This window comes from Pseudomonas batumici, assembly GCF_000820515.1.
In the GTDB taxonomy this organism is placed as follows: Bacteria; Pseudomonadota; Gammaproteobacteria; order Pseudomonadales; family Pseudomonadaceae; genus Aquipseudomonas; species Aquipseudomonas batumici.
The window spans coordinates 1-15479 of sequence record NZ_JXDG01000010.1; the positions used below are offsets into that span (position 1 = coordinate 1).

Here is a 15479-nt window from a genome sequence, read left to right on the forward strand (position 1 = left end):
TAAACTGCGCTTCCTCGCCTGTTTTTGCCTTGCCTGATCGCCGCTCGGCGAGTTCTCGTACAGACCCTGGTGCGTGCCCGCACAGAGGGTGCCTGGTCCAAGAGCTGTCGTCGCGGATCCTATGCGCCGGCTCGGTTTATTCCTCTGCCTGCGGCGGTGTCTGCGGCGGTGGACGCAGGCCGATTTCCGCCATCAGCTTGAGTTCCTTGCCGTTGCGCAGCACCTGGATGGCCACGTTGTCGGTCGGCTTGATCCGCGCCACCTGGTTCATCGAGCGACGACCGTCCGTGGCCGGCACGCCGTCGATGCTGAGAATCACATCCCCCAGCTGCAAGCCGGCCTTCTGTGCCGGGCCATCACGGAACACGCCGGCGACCACGATGCCGGGATGCCCGCTCAGACCGAACGACTCCGCCAGCTCCTGGGTCAGGGGCTGCACTTCGATCCCCAGCCAGCCGCGAATCACCTGGCCGTGCTCGATGATCGCCTTCATCACCTCCACCGCCAGGTTGATCGGAATCGCAAAGCCGATGCCCTGGGAGCCGCCGGACTTGGAGAAGATCGCGGTATTGATGCCGGTCAGGTTGCCGTTGGCATCCACCAGGGCGCCGCCGGAGTTGCCGGGGTTGATCGCCGCGTCGGTCTGGATGAAGTCTTCATAGTTGTTCAGGCCCAGCTGGTTGCGGCCGGTGGCGCTGATGATGCCCATGGTGGTGGTCTGGCCGACCCCGAACGGGTTGCCGATGGCCAGGGCGATGTCGCCGATGCGGATCTGGTCCGAGCGGCCGATGGTGATCGACGGCAGGTTCGGCAGATCGATCTTGAGCACCGCCAGGTCGGTTTCCGGATCGCTGCCGACCACCTTGGCCAGGGTTTCGCGGCCGTCCTTGAGGGCCACCACGATCTGGTCGGCACCGGCGGTCACGTGGTTGTTGGTCAGCAGGTAGCCGGTGGGGCTCATGATCACCGCCGAGCCCAGGCTGGACTCCATGCGCTTCTGCTTGGGCAGGTTGTCACCGAAGAAACGCCGGAACTGCGGGTCCTCGAACAGCGGGTGGGTGCTCTTGTTGACCACCTTGGTGGTGTACAGGTTGGCCACCGCGGGGGCGGCCAGGTCCACGGCATCGGCATAGGAAGCCGGGCCCTGCTGGTTGAGGGTGGTCTGCGGTGCCTGTTGCAGGTTCACATCGAGGGTGGGCAGGCCGACCCATTGCGGGTAGCGCTGGATGATCAGCAAAGCCACCAGCACGCCGGCCAACAGCGGCCAGCCAAAGAAACGCAGAGCCTTGAGCATTGAGCAAAGTCCTGGAAGGTTGCAGGCCATGTCGGACGGCCCATAATGTGGCGCATTATACGAGGCCACGGGCGCCTCTGAATGGGATATTCAGGAGTTTTTATGGCGGTTTCATTGAATACGCTGGTCGAGGAAGCGGATCGCTTCCTGAGCAGCGCGCGGATTGCCGATTATTGCCCCAACGGCCTGCAGGTCGAAGGCCGGCCGCAGGTGATGCGTATCGTCAGCGGCGTGACCGCCAGCCAGGCGCTGCTGGACGCTGCCGTCGAGGCCCAGGCCGACCTGATCCTGGTGCACCACGGCTACTTCTGGAAGGGCGAGGACCCTTGCGTCACCGGCATGAAGCAGCGCCGGCTGAAGACCTTGCTCAAGCACGACATCAGCCTGCTGGCCTACCACCTGCCGCTGGACCTGCACCCCGAGGTCGGCAACAACGTGCAGTTGGCGCGACAGTTGGATATCACCGTGGAAGGCCCGCTGGACCCGGAAAACCCGAAGGTTGTCGGGCTGGTGGGTTCGCTGAACGAGCCGCTGACCGCCCGCGACTTTGCCCGCAAGGTCCAGGAAGTCTTGGGGCGCGAGCCGTTGCTGATCGAGGGCGACACCATGGTCCGCCGGGTCGGCTGGTGTACCGGTGGCGGCCAGGGCTATATTGATCAGGCGGTGTTGGCCGGTGTGGACCTGTACCTGAGTGGCGAGGCATCCGAACAGACGTTCCACAGTGCGCGGGAGAACGGCATCAGTTTCATCGCCGCCGGCCATCACGCCACTGAGCGTTATGGCGTGCAGGCGTTGGGCGACTACCTGGCGCGGCGTTTCGCGCTGGAGCACCTGTTCATCGATTGCCCGAACCCGATATGAACCCGTGGGAGCGGTCAAACGCCCCGGTATATTCTTATACCGTTTCGATCTAGTCGGCCCCCCTCAATAGAATAGGGTGCTGTGCTAGCATGCCTCGCTCGAACACGGCCCGCTGGCCGTCCATAAGAACGCTTTTCGTGAGTAGCCATGGTCGACAAACTGACGCATCTGAAACAGCTGGAGGCGGAAAGCATCCACATCATCCGCGAGGTGGCCGCCGAGTTCGATAACCCGGTGATGCTGTACTCCATCGGTAAAGACTCCGCCGTGATGCTGCATCTGGCGCGCAAGGCGTTTTTCCCGGGCAAGCTGCCGTTTCCGGTGATGCATGTCGACACACGCTGGAAATTCAAGGAAATGTACAGCTTTCGCGACAAGATGGTTGCCGAGCTGGGCCTGGACCTGATCACCCACGTGAACCCGGACGGCGTGGCGCAGGACATCAACCCCTTCACCCACGGCAGCGCCAAGCACACCGACATCATGAAGACCGAGGGGCTCAAGCAGGCCCTGGACAAGTACGGCTTCGATGCGGCGTTCGGCGGCGCCCGGCGTGACGAGGAGAAGTCGCGGGCCAAGGAGCGGGTCTACTCCTTCCGCGACAGCAAGCACCGCTGGGACCCGAAGAACCAGCGTCCGGAGTTGTGGAACGTCTACAACGGCAAGGTCAACAAGGGCGAGTCGATCCGCGTCTTCCCGCTGTCGAACTGGACCGAGCTGGACATCTGGCAGTACATCTACCTCGAAGGCATCCCGATCGTGCCGCTGTATTTCGCCGCCGAACGCGACGTCATCGAGAAGAACGGCACCCTGATCATGATCGACGACGAGCGGATCCTCGAGCACCTGTCCGACGAGGACAAGGCGCGCATCGTCAAGAAGAAGGTGCGTTTCCGTACCCTTGGCTGCTACCCGTTGACGGGCGCGGTGGAGTCCGAGGCCGAAACCCTCACGGACATCATTCAGGAAATGCTCCTGACGCGGACTTCCGAGCGCCAGGGTCGGGTCATCGACCACGATGCTGCGGGTTCCATGGAAGACAAGAAACGTCAGGGCTATTTCTAAACAGGGTCTAAGCATGTCGCATCAATCTGATTTGATCAGCGAGGACATCCTCGCCTACCTGGGCCAGCACGAGCGCAAGGAACTGCTGCGTTTCCTGACCTGCGGTAACGTCGACGACGGCAAGAGCACCCTGATCGGGCGCCTGCTGCACGACTCCAAGATGATCTACGAAGACCATCTGGAAGCCATCACCCGCGATTCTAAGAAAGTCGGCACCACCGGTGACGACATCGACCTGGCGTTGCTGGTCGATGGCCTGCAGGCCGAGCGTGAGCAGGGCATCACCATCGATGTCGCCTACCGCTATTTCTCCACTGCCAAGCGCAAGTTCATCATCGCCGACACCCCCGGCCATGAGCAGTACACCCGCAACATGGCCACCGGTGCCTCCACCTGTGACCTGGCGATCATCCTGGTGGACGCCCGCTACGGCGTGCAGACCCAGACCCGTCGCCACAGCTTCATCGCCTCCCTGCTGGGGATCAAGCACATAGTCGTCGCCATCAACAAGATGGACCTCAAGGACTTCGACCAGGGTGTGTTCGAGTCGATCAAGGCCGACTACCTGACGTTCGCCGAAGGCTTGAAGATGAAGCCGACCAGCATGCACTTCGTGCCGATGTCGGCCTTGAAGGGCGACAACGTGGTGAACAAGAGCGAGCGTTCGCCCTGGTACACCGGCCAGTCGCTGATGGAAATCCTTGAAACCGTGGAAGTGGCGGGCGATCGCAACTTCACCGACCTGCGTTTCCCGGTGCAATACGTCAACCGGCCGAACCTGAACTTCCGTGGCTTTGCCGGCACCCTGGCCAGCGGCATCGTGAAGAAGGGCGATGACGTGGTCGTGCTGCCGTCGGGCAAGAGCAGCCGGGTGAAGTCCATCGTCACCTTCGAAGGCGAGCTGGAGCACGCCGGTCCCGGCCAGGCCGTGACCCTGACCATGGAAGACGAGATCGACATCTCCCGTGGCGACCTGTTGGTGCATGCCGACAATGTGCCGCCGGTGACCGACAGCTTCGAGGCCATGCTGGTCTGGATGGGCGAGGAGCCGATGCTGCCGGGCAAGAAATATGACATCAAGCGGGCCACCAGCTACGTGCCGGGTTCGATTGCCAGCATCGTCCACAAGGTCGATGTGAACACCCTCGAAGAAGGCCAGGCCAGCGCCTTGCAGCTGAACGAAATCGGCAAGGTCAGGATCGCCCTGGATGCACCGATTGCCCTGGACGGTTACGAGAACAACCGCACCACCGGCGCGTTCATTGTCATCGACCGCCTGACCAACGGCACCGTGGGCGCCGGCATGATCGTCGCCCAGCCGTTGGCCCATGGCAGCACCACGCACCATGGCAAGCTGGCTCATGTTGCCACCGAGGAGCGGGCCCAGCGTTTCGGCCAGCAACCGGCGACGGTGCTGTTCACCGGCCTGTCGGGCGCGGGCAAGAGCACCCTGGCCTATGCCGTGGAGCGCAAGTTGTTCGACCAGGGCCGTGCGGTGTTCGTGCTGGACGGCCAGAACCTGCGTCATGACCTGAACAAGGGCTTGCCGCAGGATCGTGCCGGACGTACCGAGAACTGGCGCCGTGCCGCCCATGTGGCGCGTCAGTTCAACGAGGCCGGCCTGCTGACCCTGGCCGCGTTCGTGGCACCGGATGCCGAAGGCCGTGAACAGGCCAAGGCGCTGATCGGTGACGAGCGTTTGCTCACCGTCTATGTCCAGGCTTCGCCGCAGGCCTGCCAGGCCCGTGATCCCCAGGGCCTGTACGCGGCCGGAGGCGATAACATTCCGGGTGAGTCCTTCCCGTACGACGTGCCGCTCAATGCCGACCTGGTGGTGGACACGCAGTCGTTGTCGCTGGAAGACAGCGTGAAGAAAGTCCTGGAGCTGTTGCGCCAGCGCGGCGCGATCTAAGGATCAGCCGCATTGAAAAAGCCCGCGACCGAGTGATCGGCCGCGGGCTTTTTCATGCCCTGAAGACGCCTCAAGGGCAGGCGGGGTACTCGCGATGCATCTGCGTCAGCAGCGCGTCCTTGTCGTGCCACAACTGGTTGATCCAGCCCTGGAACTCCAGGCGGTACTCGCCGTCCTGGTCGTAGTTCCTGCCGATGAACTGCGGAGGGATCTTCAGCTCTTCGAAATGCACCACCACATCCCGTACGTTGCCGCACAGCAGGCCCCAATACCCCGGCTTCCCACCCGGATAGTGAATGGTCACGTTGACGATGGACTCCAACTGCTCGCCCATGGCATCCAGCACAAAGGCGATACCGCCGGCCTTGGGTTTGAGCAGATAACGGAAGGGGGACTGCTGCTGCGCGTGCTTGCCCTGGGTGAAGCGCGTGCCTTCGGCGAAATTGAAGATACCCACAGGGTTGTCGCGAAACTTCGCGCAGGTCTTGCGCGTGGTTTCCAGGTCCTTGCCTTTCTTTTCCGGGTGCTTCTCCAGGTAGGCCTTGGAGTAACGCTTCATGAAGGGAAAGCCCAGGGTCCACCAGGCCAGGCCGATCACCGGCACCCAGATCAGCTCCTGCTTGAGAAAGAACTTCAGCGGCTGGATCTTCCGGTTGAGCACGTACTGCAAGACCATGATGTCGACCCAGCTCTGATGGTTGCTGGTGACCAGATAGGAATGCTGGTAGTCCAGGCCCTCCAGGCCGCTGAGGTGCCAGCGGGTGCGGCGGACCAGTTGCATCCAGGCCTTGTTGTTGCTGACCCAGGCCTCATGGGTATGGTTCATCAACCAGTGGGTGAAACGCCGGGTCAGGGCAAAGGGCAGGGCCTTGAGCAGGGCCACGCCGAACAGGAACGAGCACAGCAACAGGGTATTCAACGCCAACAGCAGCGAGGCGATCACGCCTCGCAACGGGGCCGGGAGGAAGTCGAGCATAGTGTCCTTTCTCGGAAATACGGTCATATTTTGGCGAGTGGCCGTTGCCCTCAGGCAAGGCGCCGCGACGAGTCATAGCCCGCTATGGCGAGGAGCGGCAACGCCGCATGAGGGTAACGGACGCCGCCAAAATTGAGCAGTTATTTTCGAGAAGGGACACTTAGATATCCACAGGTCGGTTGGCGGCTTGGATCGCGGTGAGGGCGATGGTGTAGACGATGTCGTCCACCTGGGCGCCGCGCGGCAGGTCGTTGACCGGCTTGCGCAGGCCTTGCAGCATCGGCCCCAGGCTGACGCAGTCGGCGCTGCGTTGCACCGCCTTGTGGGTGGTGTTGCCGGTGTTCAGGTCGGGGAACACGAACACCGTGGCACGTCCCGCCACCTGGCTGTTGGGCGCCAGTTGCCGGGCCACGTTTTCGTTGGCCGCGGCGTCGTACTGCAACGGACCGTCGATCAGCAGATTACGCTGCGACTCGTGGGCCAGCAGGGTGGCTTCGCGGACTTTCTCCACTTCCTCGCCGCTGGCCGATTCGCCGCTGGAGTAGCTGATCATCGCGACCCGTGGCGCGATCCCAAACGCCTGAGCCGAGTCGGCGCTTTGCAGGGCGATTTCCGCCAGTTCCGCCGCGGAAGGGTGGGGGTTCATCACGCAGTCGCCATAGACCAACACCTGGTCCGGGAACAGCATGAAGAACACCGACGACACCAGGGTGCAACCCGGCGCGGTCTTGATCAGTTGCAGGGCCGGGCGGATGGTGTTGGCGGTGGAGTGGATAACCCCGGAGACCAGTCCGTCCACTTCGTCCAGCGCCAGCATCATGGTGCCGATCACCACAGTGTCTTCCAGTTGCTGCTCGGCCATGGGGGTGTTCAGGCTCTTGCTCTTGCGCAGGGCCACCATGGGCTCGGCGTAGCGCCCGCGAATCAGGTCCGGATCAAGAATTTCCAGCCCCGGCGGCAGTTCGATACCTTGGGCCCTGGCCACCGCTTCGACTTCCGCCGGCTTGGCCAGCAGCACGCAGCGGGCGATGCCCCGGGCCTGGCAGATGGCGGCGGCCTGCACGGTGAGCGGCTCGCTGCCTTCGGGCAGGACGATGCGCTTGTTGGCTTCCTGGGCGCGCTGGATCAGCTGGTAGCGGAACACCGCCGGCGTCAGGCGCATTTCCCGTGGGGTGCCACAGCGCTGGTGCAGCCAGTGGGCGTCCAGGTGCCCGGCGACGAAATCGGTGATGATCTCCGCGCGCTCGCGGTCATCGATGGGGATTTCCTTGTTCAGGCCGTTGAGCTGGTTGGCGGTGTCGTAGGAGCCGGTGCTCACCGACAGCAGCGGCAGGCCCGCCGTCATGGCACCGCGACACAGCTCCATGATGCGCGGATCGGGCAGGGTGCCGCTGGTCAGCAACAGGCCGGCCAGGGGCACGCCGTTCATCGCGGCAATGCTCACGGCGAGAATGATGTCGTCGCGGTCCCCTGGAGTCACCACCAGTACGCCGGGCTTGAGCAGGTCGATGGTGTTACGCACCGTACGGGCGCAGAGGATGATCTTGTTCATGCGCCGTTGCTCGTAGTCACCGGCGTTGAGCACCTCTGCGCCGAGCAGTTCGGCGACGTCGCGGGTGCGCGGGGCATTGAGGTCCGGCTGGAACGGAATGCAGCCCAGCAGGCGGAAGTCGCCACTGCGCAGCAGCGGCGAATGTTCCTTCAGGCGGGCGGAGAAGTCGGCCATGCTCTCGTCGGTACGGACCTTGTTGAGGATCACCCCGAGCACTTTCGGGTCCTTGGGACCGCCGAACAGCTGCGCCTGCAATTCCACCCGGCCGGAGAGTTCGCTCAGCGCCTCGTTTTCCGCCGCCGAGACCAGGATCACCTCGGCGTCCAGGCTCTTGGCCAGGTGCTGGTTGACCCGGGCCGCATAGCTGGCGCTGCGGGTCGGCACCATGCCTTCGACCACCAGCACGTCCTTGCCGACGGCGGCCTGTTGGTACAGGGTGACGATTTCTTCCAGCAGCTCATCGAGCTGGCCGTCGCCGAGCATCCGTTCGACATGGGCCAGGCCCAGGGGTTGTGGCGGTTTCAGGCCATGGGTGCGGGCCACCAGTTCAGTGGAGCGCTCCGGACCCAGGTCGCCGGGATGGGGCTGGGCAATGGGTTTGAAAAAGCCGACCTTCAGACCGGCGCGTTCCAGTGTGCGGACCAGCCCGAGGCTGATCGAGGTCAGACCCACACCAAAATCGGTGGGCGCGATAAAAAAAGTTTGCATGCGTATTCTCTTGAGGAAGCGCAAGTGCAATCGCCTATGCCTGGCGATCTGCGAAGTTCAGTCGCCAAGGTTATCGTTAACCGAGCCTTGAGCGCACCAACCACATTCAAAGCGCTGAGCGATTTTTTCTGCGCGCAGCGATGGATCGAGCACCCAGGCGCGCGACTGCCAGGGCGGTTGATGGCGCAGGTGCTGGGTATGGCCGCAGGACAGCTCGACCACCCAGTGCCCGTCCTCGTCCTGATGAAAGCCGACGATGGTCGCAGGCGTGGCCTGGGGCCGTCTGTCCGGGTTCAGTTCGCTTTCGGACGAATCCTTGTTTAGACTTGTCCGTTCTTTATTCCTATGCAAAAGGTCTCGCTCTTATGACGATCGCTGCCAACAAGGCTGTCTCCATCGACTATACCCTCACCAACGACGCTGGTGAGGTCATCGACAGCTCTTCCGGCGGCGCTCCGCTGGTTTACCTGCACGGTGCCGGCAACATTATCCCAGGTCTGGAAAAGGCCCTGGAAGGCAAGAACGTCGGCGACGAGCTGAACGTGAGCGTCGAGCCTGAAGACGCCTACGGCGAATACTCCGCCGAACTGGTCAGCACCCTGAGCCGCAGCATGTTCGAAGGTGTCGACGAGCTGGAAGTGGGCATGCAGTTCCACGCTTCCGCTCCGGACGGCCAGATGCAGATCGTCACTATCCGCGATCTGGACGGCGACGATGTCACCGTCGACGGCAACCACCCGTTGGCCGGCCAGCGCCTGAACTTCAAGGTCAAGGTCATCGACATCCGTGATGCCAGCCAGGAAGAAATCGCCCATGGCCACGTCCATGGCGAAGGTGGCCATCACCACTGATTTCTGCTGCTAAGCTCAGGTAGTTGGAAGGCGCCCACGGGCGCCTTTTTTAGTCCGCCGCGGTTTTTAACTGGAAACCGGTCGGGGTGTCGGGCAACAATATTCGCGTATGAGTCCGGGAAAAACGGGAGTTCGTCATGAGTGCTTTCCACGATCTGACACTAAAAGCGCTGGATGGTCAGGAACTGCCGCTGGCGCCGTTCAAGGGGCACGTGGTGCTGGTGGTCAACGTGGCCTCGAAATGTGGCCTGACGCCGCAATATGCCGCTCTTGAGAACCTCTACCAGCATTACAAGGACCAGGGCTTCAGCGTGCTGGGCCTGCCGTGCAACCAGTTTGCCGGGCAGGAGCCGGGCACCGAGGAGGAGATCCAGGCGTTCTGCAGCCTGAACTATGGCGTGAGCTTTCCGTTGAGCAGCAAGCTGGAGGTCAACGGTCATGACCGGCACCAGCTGTACCGTCTGCTGGCGGGCGAGGGCGCGGAGTTTCCTGGCGATATCACCTGGAATTTCGAGAAATTCCTGATGGGCAAGGACGGCCGCGTACTGGCACGTTTCTCGCCGCGTACCGCGCCGGATGATCCGGCGGTGATCCAGGCGATCGAAAAAGCCCTGGCTTGATGTAACGGCGCAGATGGGCAGGCCCTACTCTTTCCTGTGGGAGCGGAGCTTGCCCCGGGCGGCGTTCCGACGAAGCTTTTGGCAGCTTCACAGTCCTCTTCGCGGCGGTGCGGCGATCCGACAGGCTCCGCTCCCACAAGGTCCGCACCTCTCCCTTGACACTTCTAAAGCTTAATCACTCAGATCAATAGTGCTGGGCGGCGTGTCCCTGGCGAAATATTATCCTGATCATAAATTCCCCCTGCGCCGTGGAGTACCCCATGCCCGTTAAAGCCCTGTTCCGACCTTTCCATCTTGGCGCGCTGGAGTTGCCGACCCGCGTGGTCATGGCACCGATGACCCGTTCGTTTTCCCCGGGCGGCGTACCCAATTCGAAAGTCATCGAGTACTACCGCAAGCGTGCGGCGGCCGGTGTCGGCCTGATCGTCACCGAAGGCACCACCGTCGGTCACCCGGCAGCCAACGGTTATCCGAACGTGCCGCACTTCTATGGCGAGGCGGCCCTGGCCGGCTGGAAAAAAGTCGTCGATGCGGTGCACGCCGAAGGTGGCAAGATCGTTCCGCAGCTCTGGCACGTGGGTAACGTGCGTCGCCTGGGCACCGAACCGGACGCGAGCGTGCCGGGTTATGGCCCGGGCGAGAAGCTCAAGGACGGCCAGGTGGTGGTTCACGGCATGAGCCGGCAGGACATCGACGAGGTGATCGGGGCCTTCGCCCAGGCGGCTCGTGATGCCCAGAGCATCGGCATGGACGGTGTCGAGATCCATGGTGCCCACGGTTACCTGATCGACCAGTTCTTCTGGGAAGGCACCAACCCGCGTACCGATGAGTACGGTGGCAGCCTGGCCAACCGTTCGCGTTTTGCCATCGAACTGATCCAGACCGTGCGGGCGGCGGTGGGGCCGGACTTCCCGATCATCTTCCGTTTTTCCCAATGGAAGCAGCAGGACTACAGTGCCCGTCTGGTGCAGACGCCGGAGGCCCTGGGTGAGTTCCTCAAGCCGTTGGCCGATGCGGGCGTGGATATTTTCCACTGCTCCACGCGGCGTTTCTGGGAGCCGGAGTTCGAAGGTTCCGAGCTGAACCTGGCGGGCTGGACCCGCAAGCTGACCGGCAAACCGACCATCACCGTCGGCAGCGTCGGCCTGGACGGCGAGTTCCTGCAGTTCATGGTCAACACCGACAAGGTGGCCCAGCCAGCGAGCCTGGAAAAACTGCTGGAGCGCCTGAACAACGACGAGTTCGACCTGGTCGCGGTGGGCCGCGCCCTGCTGGTGGACCCGGATTGGGCGGTGAAGGTGCGTGACGGCCGCGAGCAGGACATCCTGCCGTTCAGCCGTGAGGCGCTGACGAGCCTGGTCTGACCCGCCACGCGTTGGATCGCCATCGCCGACAAGCCGGCCTCTACAAGGGGCCGGGCTTGACGGTATTGTGTGGTGAAACCCCGTACTGTGGGAGCCGGCTTGCTGGCGATGGCGGCATTGAGTCTTGCAGCGCGGTTGCTGGCAAGCTCGCCTCCACAGGCGCCGCGTCACAGGCCCCGCGCAACTGCTTCTCGAACTGCTCGACTATCGCCCCCCAGCCTTGCCGACTGGCATGCTGGCGGGCGTTGAGACGAACATTGCGCAAGGTCTCCCGGCCTTCCAGCAACCAGCCGGCGGCGTCGCAGAACGCCTCCTCGTCGCCGGGCATGGCCAGCACGCCGTTGTAGCCATGGCGGATGTGCTGGGCGGCAGCGGCCTCATCGTAAGCCACGACCCCCAACCCCGACGCCAGTGCCTCAAGCACCACATTGCCGAACGTTTCGGTGAGGCTCGGGAACAGGAACAGATCCGCCGACGCATAGTGGCAGGCCAGGGCCTCGCCGCGCTGGGTGCCGCAGAAAATCGCCCCCGGCAGTTCCTTTTCCAGCATGTCGCGTTGCGGGCCGTCGCCGACCACGATCAGCTTCATCACCCGCTGTGGATAAGTCGCCTGCAGGTGCTCGAAGGTGCGCTTGAGCAGGCCGAGGTTCTTCTCGGTCGCCAGTCGCCCGACATACAGCAGCGCAATATCGTTGTCCGCCAGGCCCCAGGTGGTGCGCAGGGCGCTCAGGCGCTTGGCGGGATGGAACAACTGGCTGTCGACGCCGCGGGAGAGCAGTTCCAGGCGCTCGAAATGCCGCCGTTCCAGCTCCATGCGCTGGCTGACGCTGGGGACCAGGGTCAGCTTGGAGCGGTTGTGGAACCAGCGCAGGTAGTGGGTCAGTAGCCGCGTCAGCAAGCCCATGCCGTATTGATGGGAGTACTGCTGGAAGTTGGTGTGGAAACCGCTGACCACCGAAATCCCCAGGCGCCTGGCCGCCCGTAGGGCCGACAGGCCCAGCGGGCCTTCGGTGGCGATGTACAGCACGTCCGGACGCTGGCGTTTCCAGCGCCGCAGCAACTTGTGCATCGACGACTGCCCCCATTGCAGTCCGGGATAACCGGGCAGCGGCCAGCCACGGCAGAGCAGCAGTTCGGTATCGCTGGGGCGGGCCTGGTCGCAGCTCTGGCGCGGGCGTACCAGCTCGATCTGGTGCCCGCGGGCGCGCAGACCGTCGCACAGGCGGCCAAGGGTATTGGCCACGCCGTTGATTTCCGGTGGGAAGGTTTCGGTGATCAGGGTGATATGCAGAGCTGTCGTCATGCTTGCAGTGTCGACCCGGGCGGTTGCGACACTGTGGCGGTTTGATGATGGATTTATGACGAGGCGGCCAGCCGCCTCCCGCCCTGTGCGCAGGCCTCAGCGCCGGTCGCCGGCCAGGGCCTCGTCACCCCGCTCACGGACCCAGAACAAGGTCGCTCCGGCCACGGCGGCAGGCATCATCACGATGTTGACCAGCGGCACCAGCAGCACCAGGTAGACCACCCCGCCAAAGCTCATGCACTGCCAGCGTTTCTGCCGCAGCCAGGCGAGCATGCCTTGCCAGCTCAGCTTGTGGTTGTCCGCCGGGTAGTCGATGTACTGGATCGCCATCATCCACACCCCGAACAGCAGCCACAGCGGTGCGGCGACGATATTCACCACCGGGATGAACGACAGCACCAACAGCGCGATGGCCCGCGGCAGGAAGTAGCCCAGCTTGCGCATTTCCCGGGCCAGGGTGCGGGGAATCATCGCCAGCAGTTCCGCCCAACTGAAGGCCGGGAAGTTATCGGTGCCGCGCACCACCACTTCGACCTTCTCCGCGAGAAAACCGTTGAAGGGCGCCGCGATCACGTTGGCGATCATCGTGAAGGTGAAGAACACCATCAACACCACCAGCGCCACGAACAGCGGCCAGAGGATGTAGTTGAGGAAACCCAGCCAGCTGGGCAGGGTCGGCATCAGGGTGTCGACCCAGACGCTGAACTGGTGGCCGGCCAGGTAGATCAAGCCGACGAACAGCACCAGGTTGATCGCCAGCGGCAGCAGGACGAACAGGCGCAGGCCCGGGCTCAGGACCAGCTTCAGGCCCTCGCGCAGGTATTGCGGGCCGGACAGGACGGGTGCGGGCATAAGGGGCTCCGAAGAGAGGGAAAACGCGCCGACCTTACCGACTTTGTACGGGCGGTGAAAGGGGCGACATTTGCTGTAACAAAGGCGTCCGGAAGAACACCGTTCAGGATAGAGACCTGCTATGAGCTGGATTGTTATTGCGTATTTCCTTAATCTTCGCCTCCTCGATACGCTGCACCCCATTATTTTCAGGACTGTGTGCTACGAGCCTTCCCCAAGTGCTTTCGCAGTCCTTTTTTATTCCAGCCGGTACGCCGGCGCTCCGCTCCGGTAGCTGACGGGCGGTCGATAGGAGTGAGTCATGTCTGAAGTACGCCATTCGCGGGTGATTATTCTCGGTTCCGGCCCTGCCGGTTACAGCGCCGCGGTCTACGCGGCTCGCGCCAACCTCAAGCCGCTGCTGATCACCGGCATGCAGGCCGGCGGCCAGTTGACCACCACCACCGAAGTCGACAACTGGCCGGGCGATGTGCACGGCCTGACCGGCCCGGCGCTGATGGAGCGCATGCGTGAACACGCCGAGCGTTTCGAAACCGAAATCGTTTTCGACCACATCAACGCGGTGGACCTGGCGAAGAAGCCCTACACCCTGGTGGGCGACAGCGGCACCTACACCTGTGACGCACTGATCATCGCCACCGGCGCCAGCGCCCGTTACCTGGGCCTGCCGTCGGAAGAGACCTTCATGGGCAAGGGCGTTTCCGCTTGCGCCACCTGCGACGGTTTCTTCTATCGCAACAAGGAAGTGGCCGTGGTCGGTGGCGGTAACACCGCCGTGGAAGAGGCGCTGTACCTGGCCAACATCGCCAGCAAGGTGACCCTGGTGCACCGTCGCGAGACCTTCCGCGCCGAGAAGATTCTGATCGACAAGCTGCATGCCCGTGTGGCCGAGGGCAAGATTGTCCTCAAGCTGAACGCCACCCTGGACGAAGTGCTGGGCGACAACATGGGCGTGACCGGTGCCCGCCTGAAGAACAACGACGGCAGCTTCGACGAGCTGAAAGTCGACGGCGTGTTCATCGCCATCGGCCACACCCCGAACACTTCGCTGTTCGAAGGCCAGCTGACGTTGAAGGACGGCTACCTGGTGGTGCAGGGCGGTCGTGAAGGCAATGCCACGGCGACCAACGTCGAAGGTGTGTTTGCCGCGGGCGACGTGGCGGATCACGTCTATCGCCAGGCGATCACCTCGGCCGGCGCTGGCTGCATGGCGGCCCTGGATGCCGAGCGCTACCTCGACGACCTGCAGAACGCCTGACGCTGAGTGCTCTTAAATAAAAAACCGGCTGCGAGGCCGGTTTTTTATTGTCCCGCTATCGGGCTGTCAGCGGCGCTTGAGCGGCGCCTCGACGAACTTCACCCCGGCCAGTCCATGGGCCATCAGCGCGCGGATATTGCCGTGATCGCTGCCCTCGGGGGTGGCCAGTACCGAACGGTAATGCTCGCCGAAGGCCAGCAACGCTTCCTGGTCGCTCAGGCCTTCCAGCAGTGCCAGGCCGAGGGTCTTGCACGAGCCTTCGTTCTGCCCGGCGGCGTTTTCCACACCACCGTTGTTGAACGCCTGTGGCTGATAGTCGTAACCGGCGGCAATGAACGCCAGGGTGTCGGCGAAAACATGTTCGCCGCTGTTGAGGCGGGTGCGCAGGGTGTTCAGATCACTCATGGGGTTTTCCTTTGGCGAACGCCGCCTGTTGTTCGGCGCTGGCTTCTTGCTGGTATTGGGCTTTCCACTCGGCATAAGGCATGCCGTAGACCACTTCACGGGCCTCGTCGAGGCTGACCTCGATCCGGCGTTCGTCGGCTTCGGCCTTGTACCACTTGGACAGGCAGTTGCGGCAGAACCCGGCGAGGTTCATCAGGTCGATGTTCTGCACGTCCTTGCGGCTGTCCAGGTGGGCGACCAGCCGGCGAAAGGCGGCGGCTTCGAGTTCCAGGCGTTCTTGCTCGGTCATATAGGGGGCTCTGGGACGAAAGAGGGCGCTAGGCTCTGTACGATAACTGCCTGCGTGACGATCATGCTGCGTTAAAAACAGGCTCGGAATGCTCATTTAGTGGACTAAACTGCGCTTCCTCGCCTGTTTTTGCCTTGCCTGATCGCCGCTCGGCGAGTTCTCGTACAGA

At 63.0% G+C, this 15479-nt stretch carries 14 protein-coding genes and 1 pseudogene; 7 read left to right on the forward strand and 8 right to left on the reverse strand.

Going from position 1 to position 15479, the window contains the following annotated elements:
• Positions 1-136: 136 nt before the first annotated feature.
• A complete protein-coding gene (gene algW, locus UCMB321_RS04840) occupies positions 137-1294 on the reverse strand; it encodes a Do family serine endopeptidase AlgW (RefSeq protein ID WP_040064292.1) in 1158 nt (385 codons plus the stop codon).
• A gap of 102 nt (positions 1295-1396) precedes the next feature.
• Here algW and UCMB321_RS04845 point away from each other — a divergent pair, with 102 nt between their 5' ends.
• From UCMB321_RS04845 to cysN, 3 genes are all read left to right on the forward strand, one after another.
• Positions 1397-2155, forward strand: a complete 759-nt coding sequence (locus UCMB321_RS04845; RefSeq protein WP_040064293.1) for a Nif3-like dinuclear metal center hexameric protein — start codon at positions 1397-1399, stop codon at positions 2153-2155.
• A 147-nt stretch (positions 2156-2302) separates the two neighbouring features.
• Positions 2303-3220, forward strand: coding sequence for a sulfate adenylyltransferase subunit CysD (cysD, locus tag UCMB321_RS04850; protein ID WP_040064295.1), 918 nt, complete (start codon positions 2303-2305; stop codon positions 3218-3220).
• A gap of 13 nt (positions 3221-3233) precedes the next feature.
• Complete coding sequence (cysN, locus tag UCMB321_RS04855) at positions 3234-5132, forward strand: sulfate adenylyltransferase subunit CysN (protein ID WP_040064296.1); 1899 nt, start codon at positions 3234-3236, stop codon at positions 5130-5132.
• Between the two features lie 70 nt (positions 5133-5202).
• Here the strand turns inward: cysN and UCMB321_RS04860 are convergent, their stop codons facing one another.
• The 3 genes and pseudogenes from UCMB321_RS04860 to UCMB321_RS29850 all read right to left on the reverse strand — a co-directional run bounded on the left by UCMB321_RS04860 (position 5203) and on the right by UCMB321_RS29850 (position 8765).
• Complete coding sequence (locus UCMB321_RS04860) at positions 5203-6108, reverse strand: acyltransferase (protein WP_040064297.1); 906 nt, start codon at positions 6106-6108, stop codon at positions 5203-5205.
• Positions 6109-6268: 160 nt separating this feature from the next.
• Complete coding sequence (gene pta / locus UCMB321_RS04865) at positions 6269-8368, reverse strand: phosphate acetyltransferase (RefSeq protein WP_040064300.1); 2100 nt, start codon at positions 8366-8368, stop codon at positions 6269-6271.
• A gap of 57 nt (positions 8369-8425) precedes the next feature.
• Positions 8426-8765, reverse strand: a pseudogene (locus tag UCMB321_RS29850) (DUF3565 domain-containing protein).
• On the opposite strand from UCMB321_RS29850, the gene UCMB321_RS04875 reads away from it, so the two are divergent.
• From UCMB321_RS04875 to UCMB321_RS04885, 3 genes are all read left to right on the forward strand, one after another.
• The gene (locus UCMB321_RS04875) at positions 8734-9219 is read left to right on the forward strand and encodes an FKBP-type peptidyl-prolyl cis-trans isomerase (RefSeq protein ID WP_040064303.1); all 486 of its coding nucleotides are present in this window, start codon (positions 8734-8736) and stop codon (positions 9217-9219) included. The pseudogene UCMB321_RS29850 and the gene UCMB321_RS04875 sit on opposite strands and share 32 nt — an antisense overlap.
• A 137-nt stretch (positions 9220-9356) precedes the next feature.
• Positions 9357-9839, forward strand: coding sequence for a glutathione peroxidase (locus UCMB321_RS04880; protein ID WP_040064305.1), 483 nt, complete (start codon positions 9357-9359; stop codon positions 9837-9839).
• Between the two features lie 260 nt (positions 9840-10099).
• Positions 10100-11203 carry an NADH:flavin oxidoreductase gene (locus UCMB321_RS04885; protein ID WP_040064307.1) on the forward strand — a complete coding sequence of 368 codons (1104 nt, stop codon included), beginning with the start codon at positions 10100-10102 and terminating at the stop codon, positions 11201-11203.
• A gap of 40 nt (positions 11204-11243) precedes the next feature.
• Here the strand turns inward: UCMB321_RS04885 and UCMB321_RS04890 are convergent, their stop codons facing one another.
• Both UCMB321_RS04890 and cysZ read right to left on the reverse strand, forming a co-directional pair.
• A complete protein-coding gene (locus tag UCMB321_RS04890; protein ID WP_245220718.1) occupies positions 11244-12506 on the reverse strand; it encodes a glycosyltransferase family 4 protein in 1263 nt (420 codons plus the stop codon).
• A gap of 96 nt (positions 12507-12602) precedes the next feature.
• The gene (gene cysZ / locus UCMB321_RS04895) at positions 12603-13358 is read right to left on the reverse strand and encodes a sulfate transporter CysZ (RefSeq protein WP_040064309.1); all 756 of its coding nucleotides are present in this window, start codon (positions 13356-13358) and stop codon (positions 12603-12605) included.
• 301 nt (positions 13359-13659) lie between these two features.
• Between cysZ and trxB the strand changes: the two genes are divergently transcribed.
• Positions 13660-14616: a thioredoxin-disulfide reductase gene (gene trxB / locus UCMB321_RS04900; RefSeq protein WP_040064312.1), complete on the forward strand. Its 957-nt coding sequence runs from the start codon at positions 13660-13662 to the stop codon at positions 14614-14616.
• 66 nt (positions 14617-14682) lie between these two features.
• Here trxB and UCMB321_RS04905 read toward each other — a convergent pair whose 3' ends face one another.
• Together UCMB321_RS04905 and UCMB321_RS04910 are read right to left on the reverse strand one after the other, a co-directional pair.
• Entirely contained in the window at positions 14683-15021 is a 339-nt protein-coding gene (locus UCMB321_RS04905; protein WP_040064313.1) for a HopJ type III effector protein, read from the reverse strand.
• Entirely contained in the window at positions 15014-15310 is a 297-nt protein-coding gene (locus UCMB321_RS04910; RefSeq protein ID WP_040064314.1) for a DUF1244 domain-containing protein, read from the reverse strand. The genes UCMB321_RS04905 and UCMB321_RS04910 overlap by 8 nt, the downstream gene beginning before the upstream one ends.
• Positions 15311-15479 lie beyond the last annotated feature (169 nt).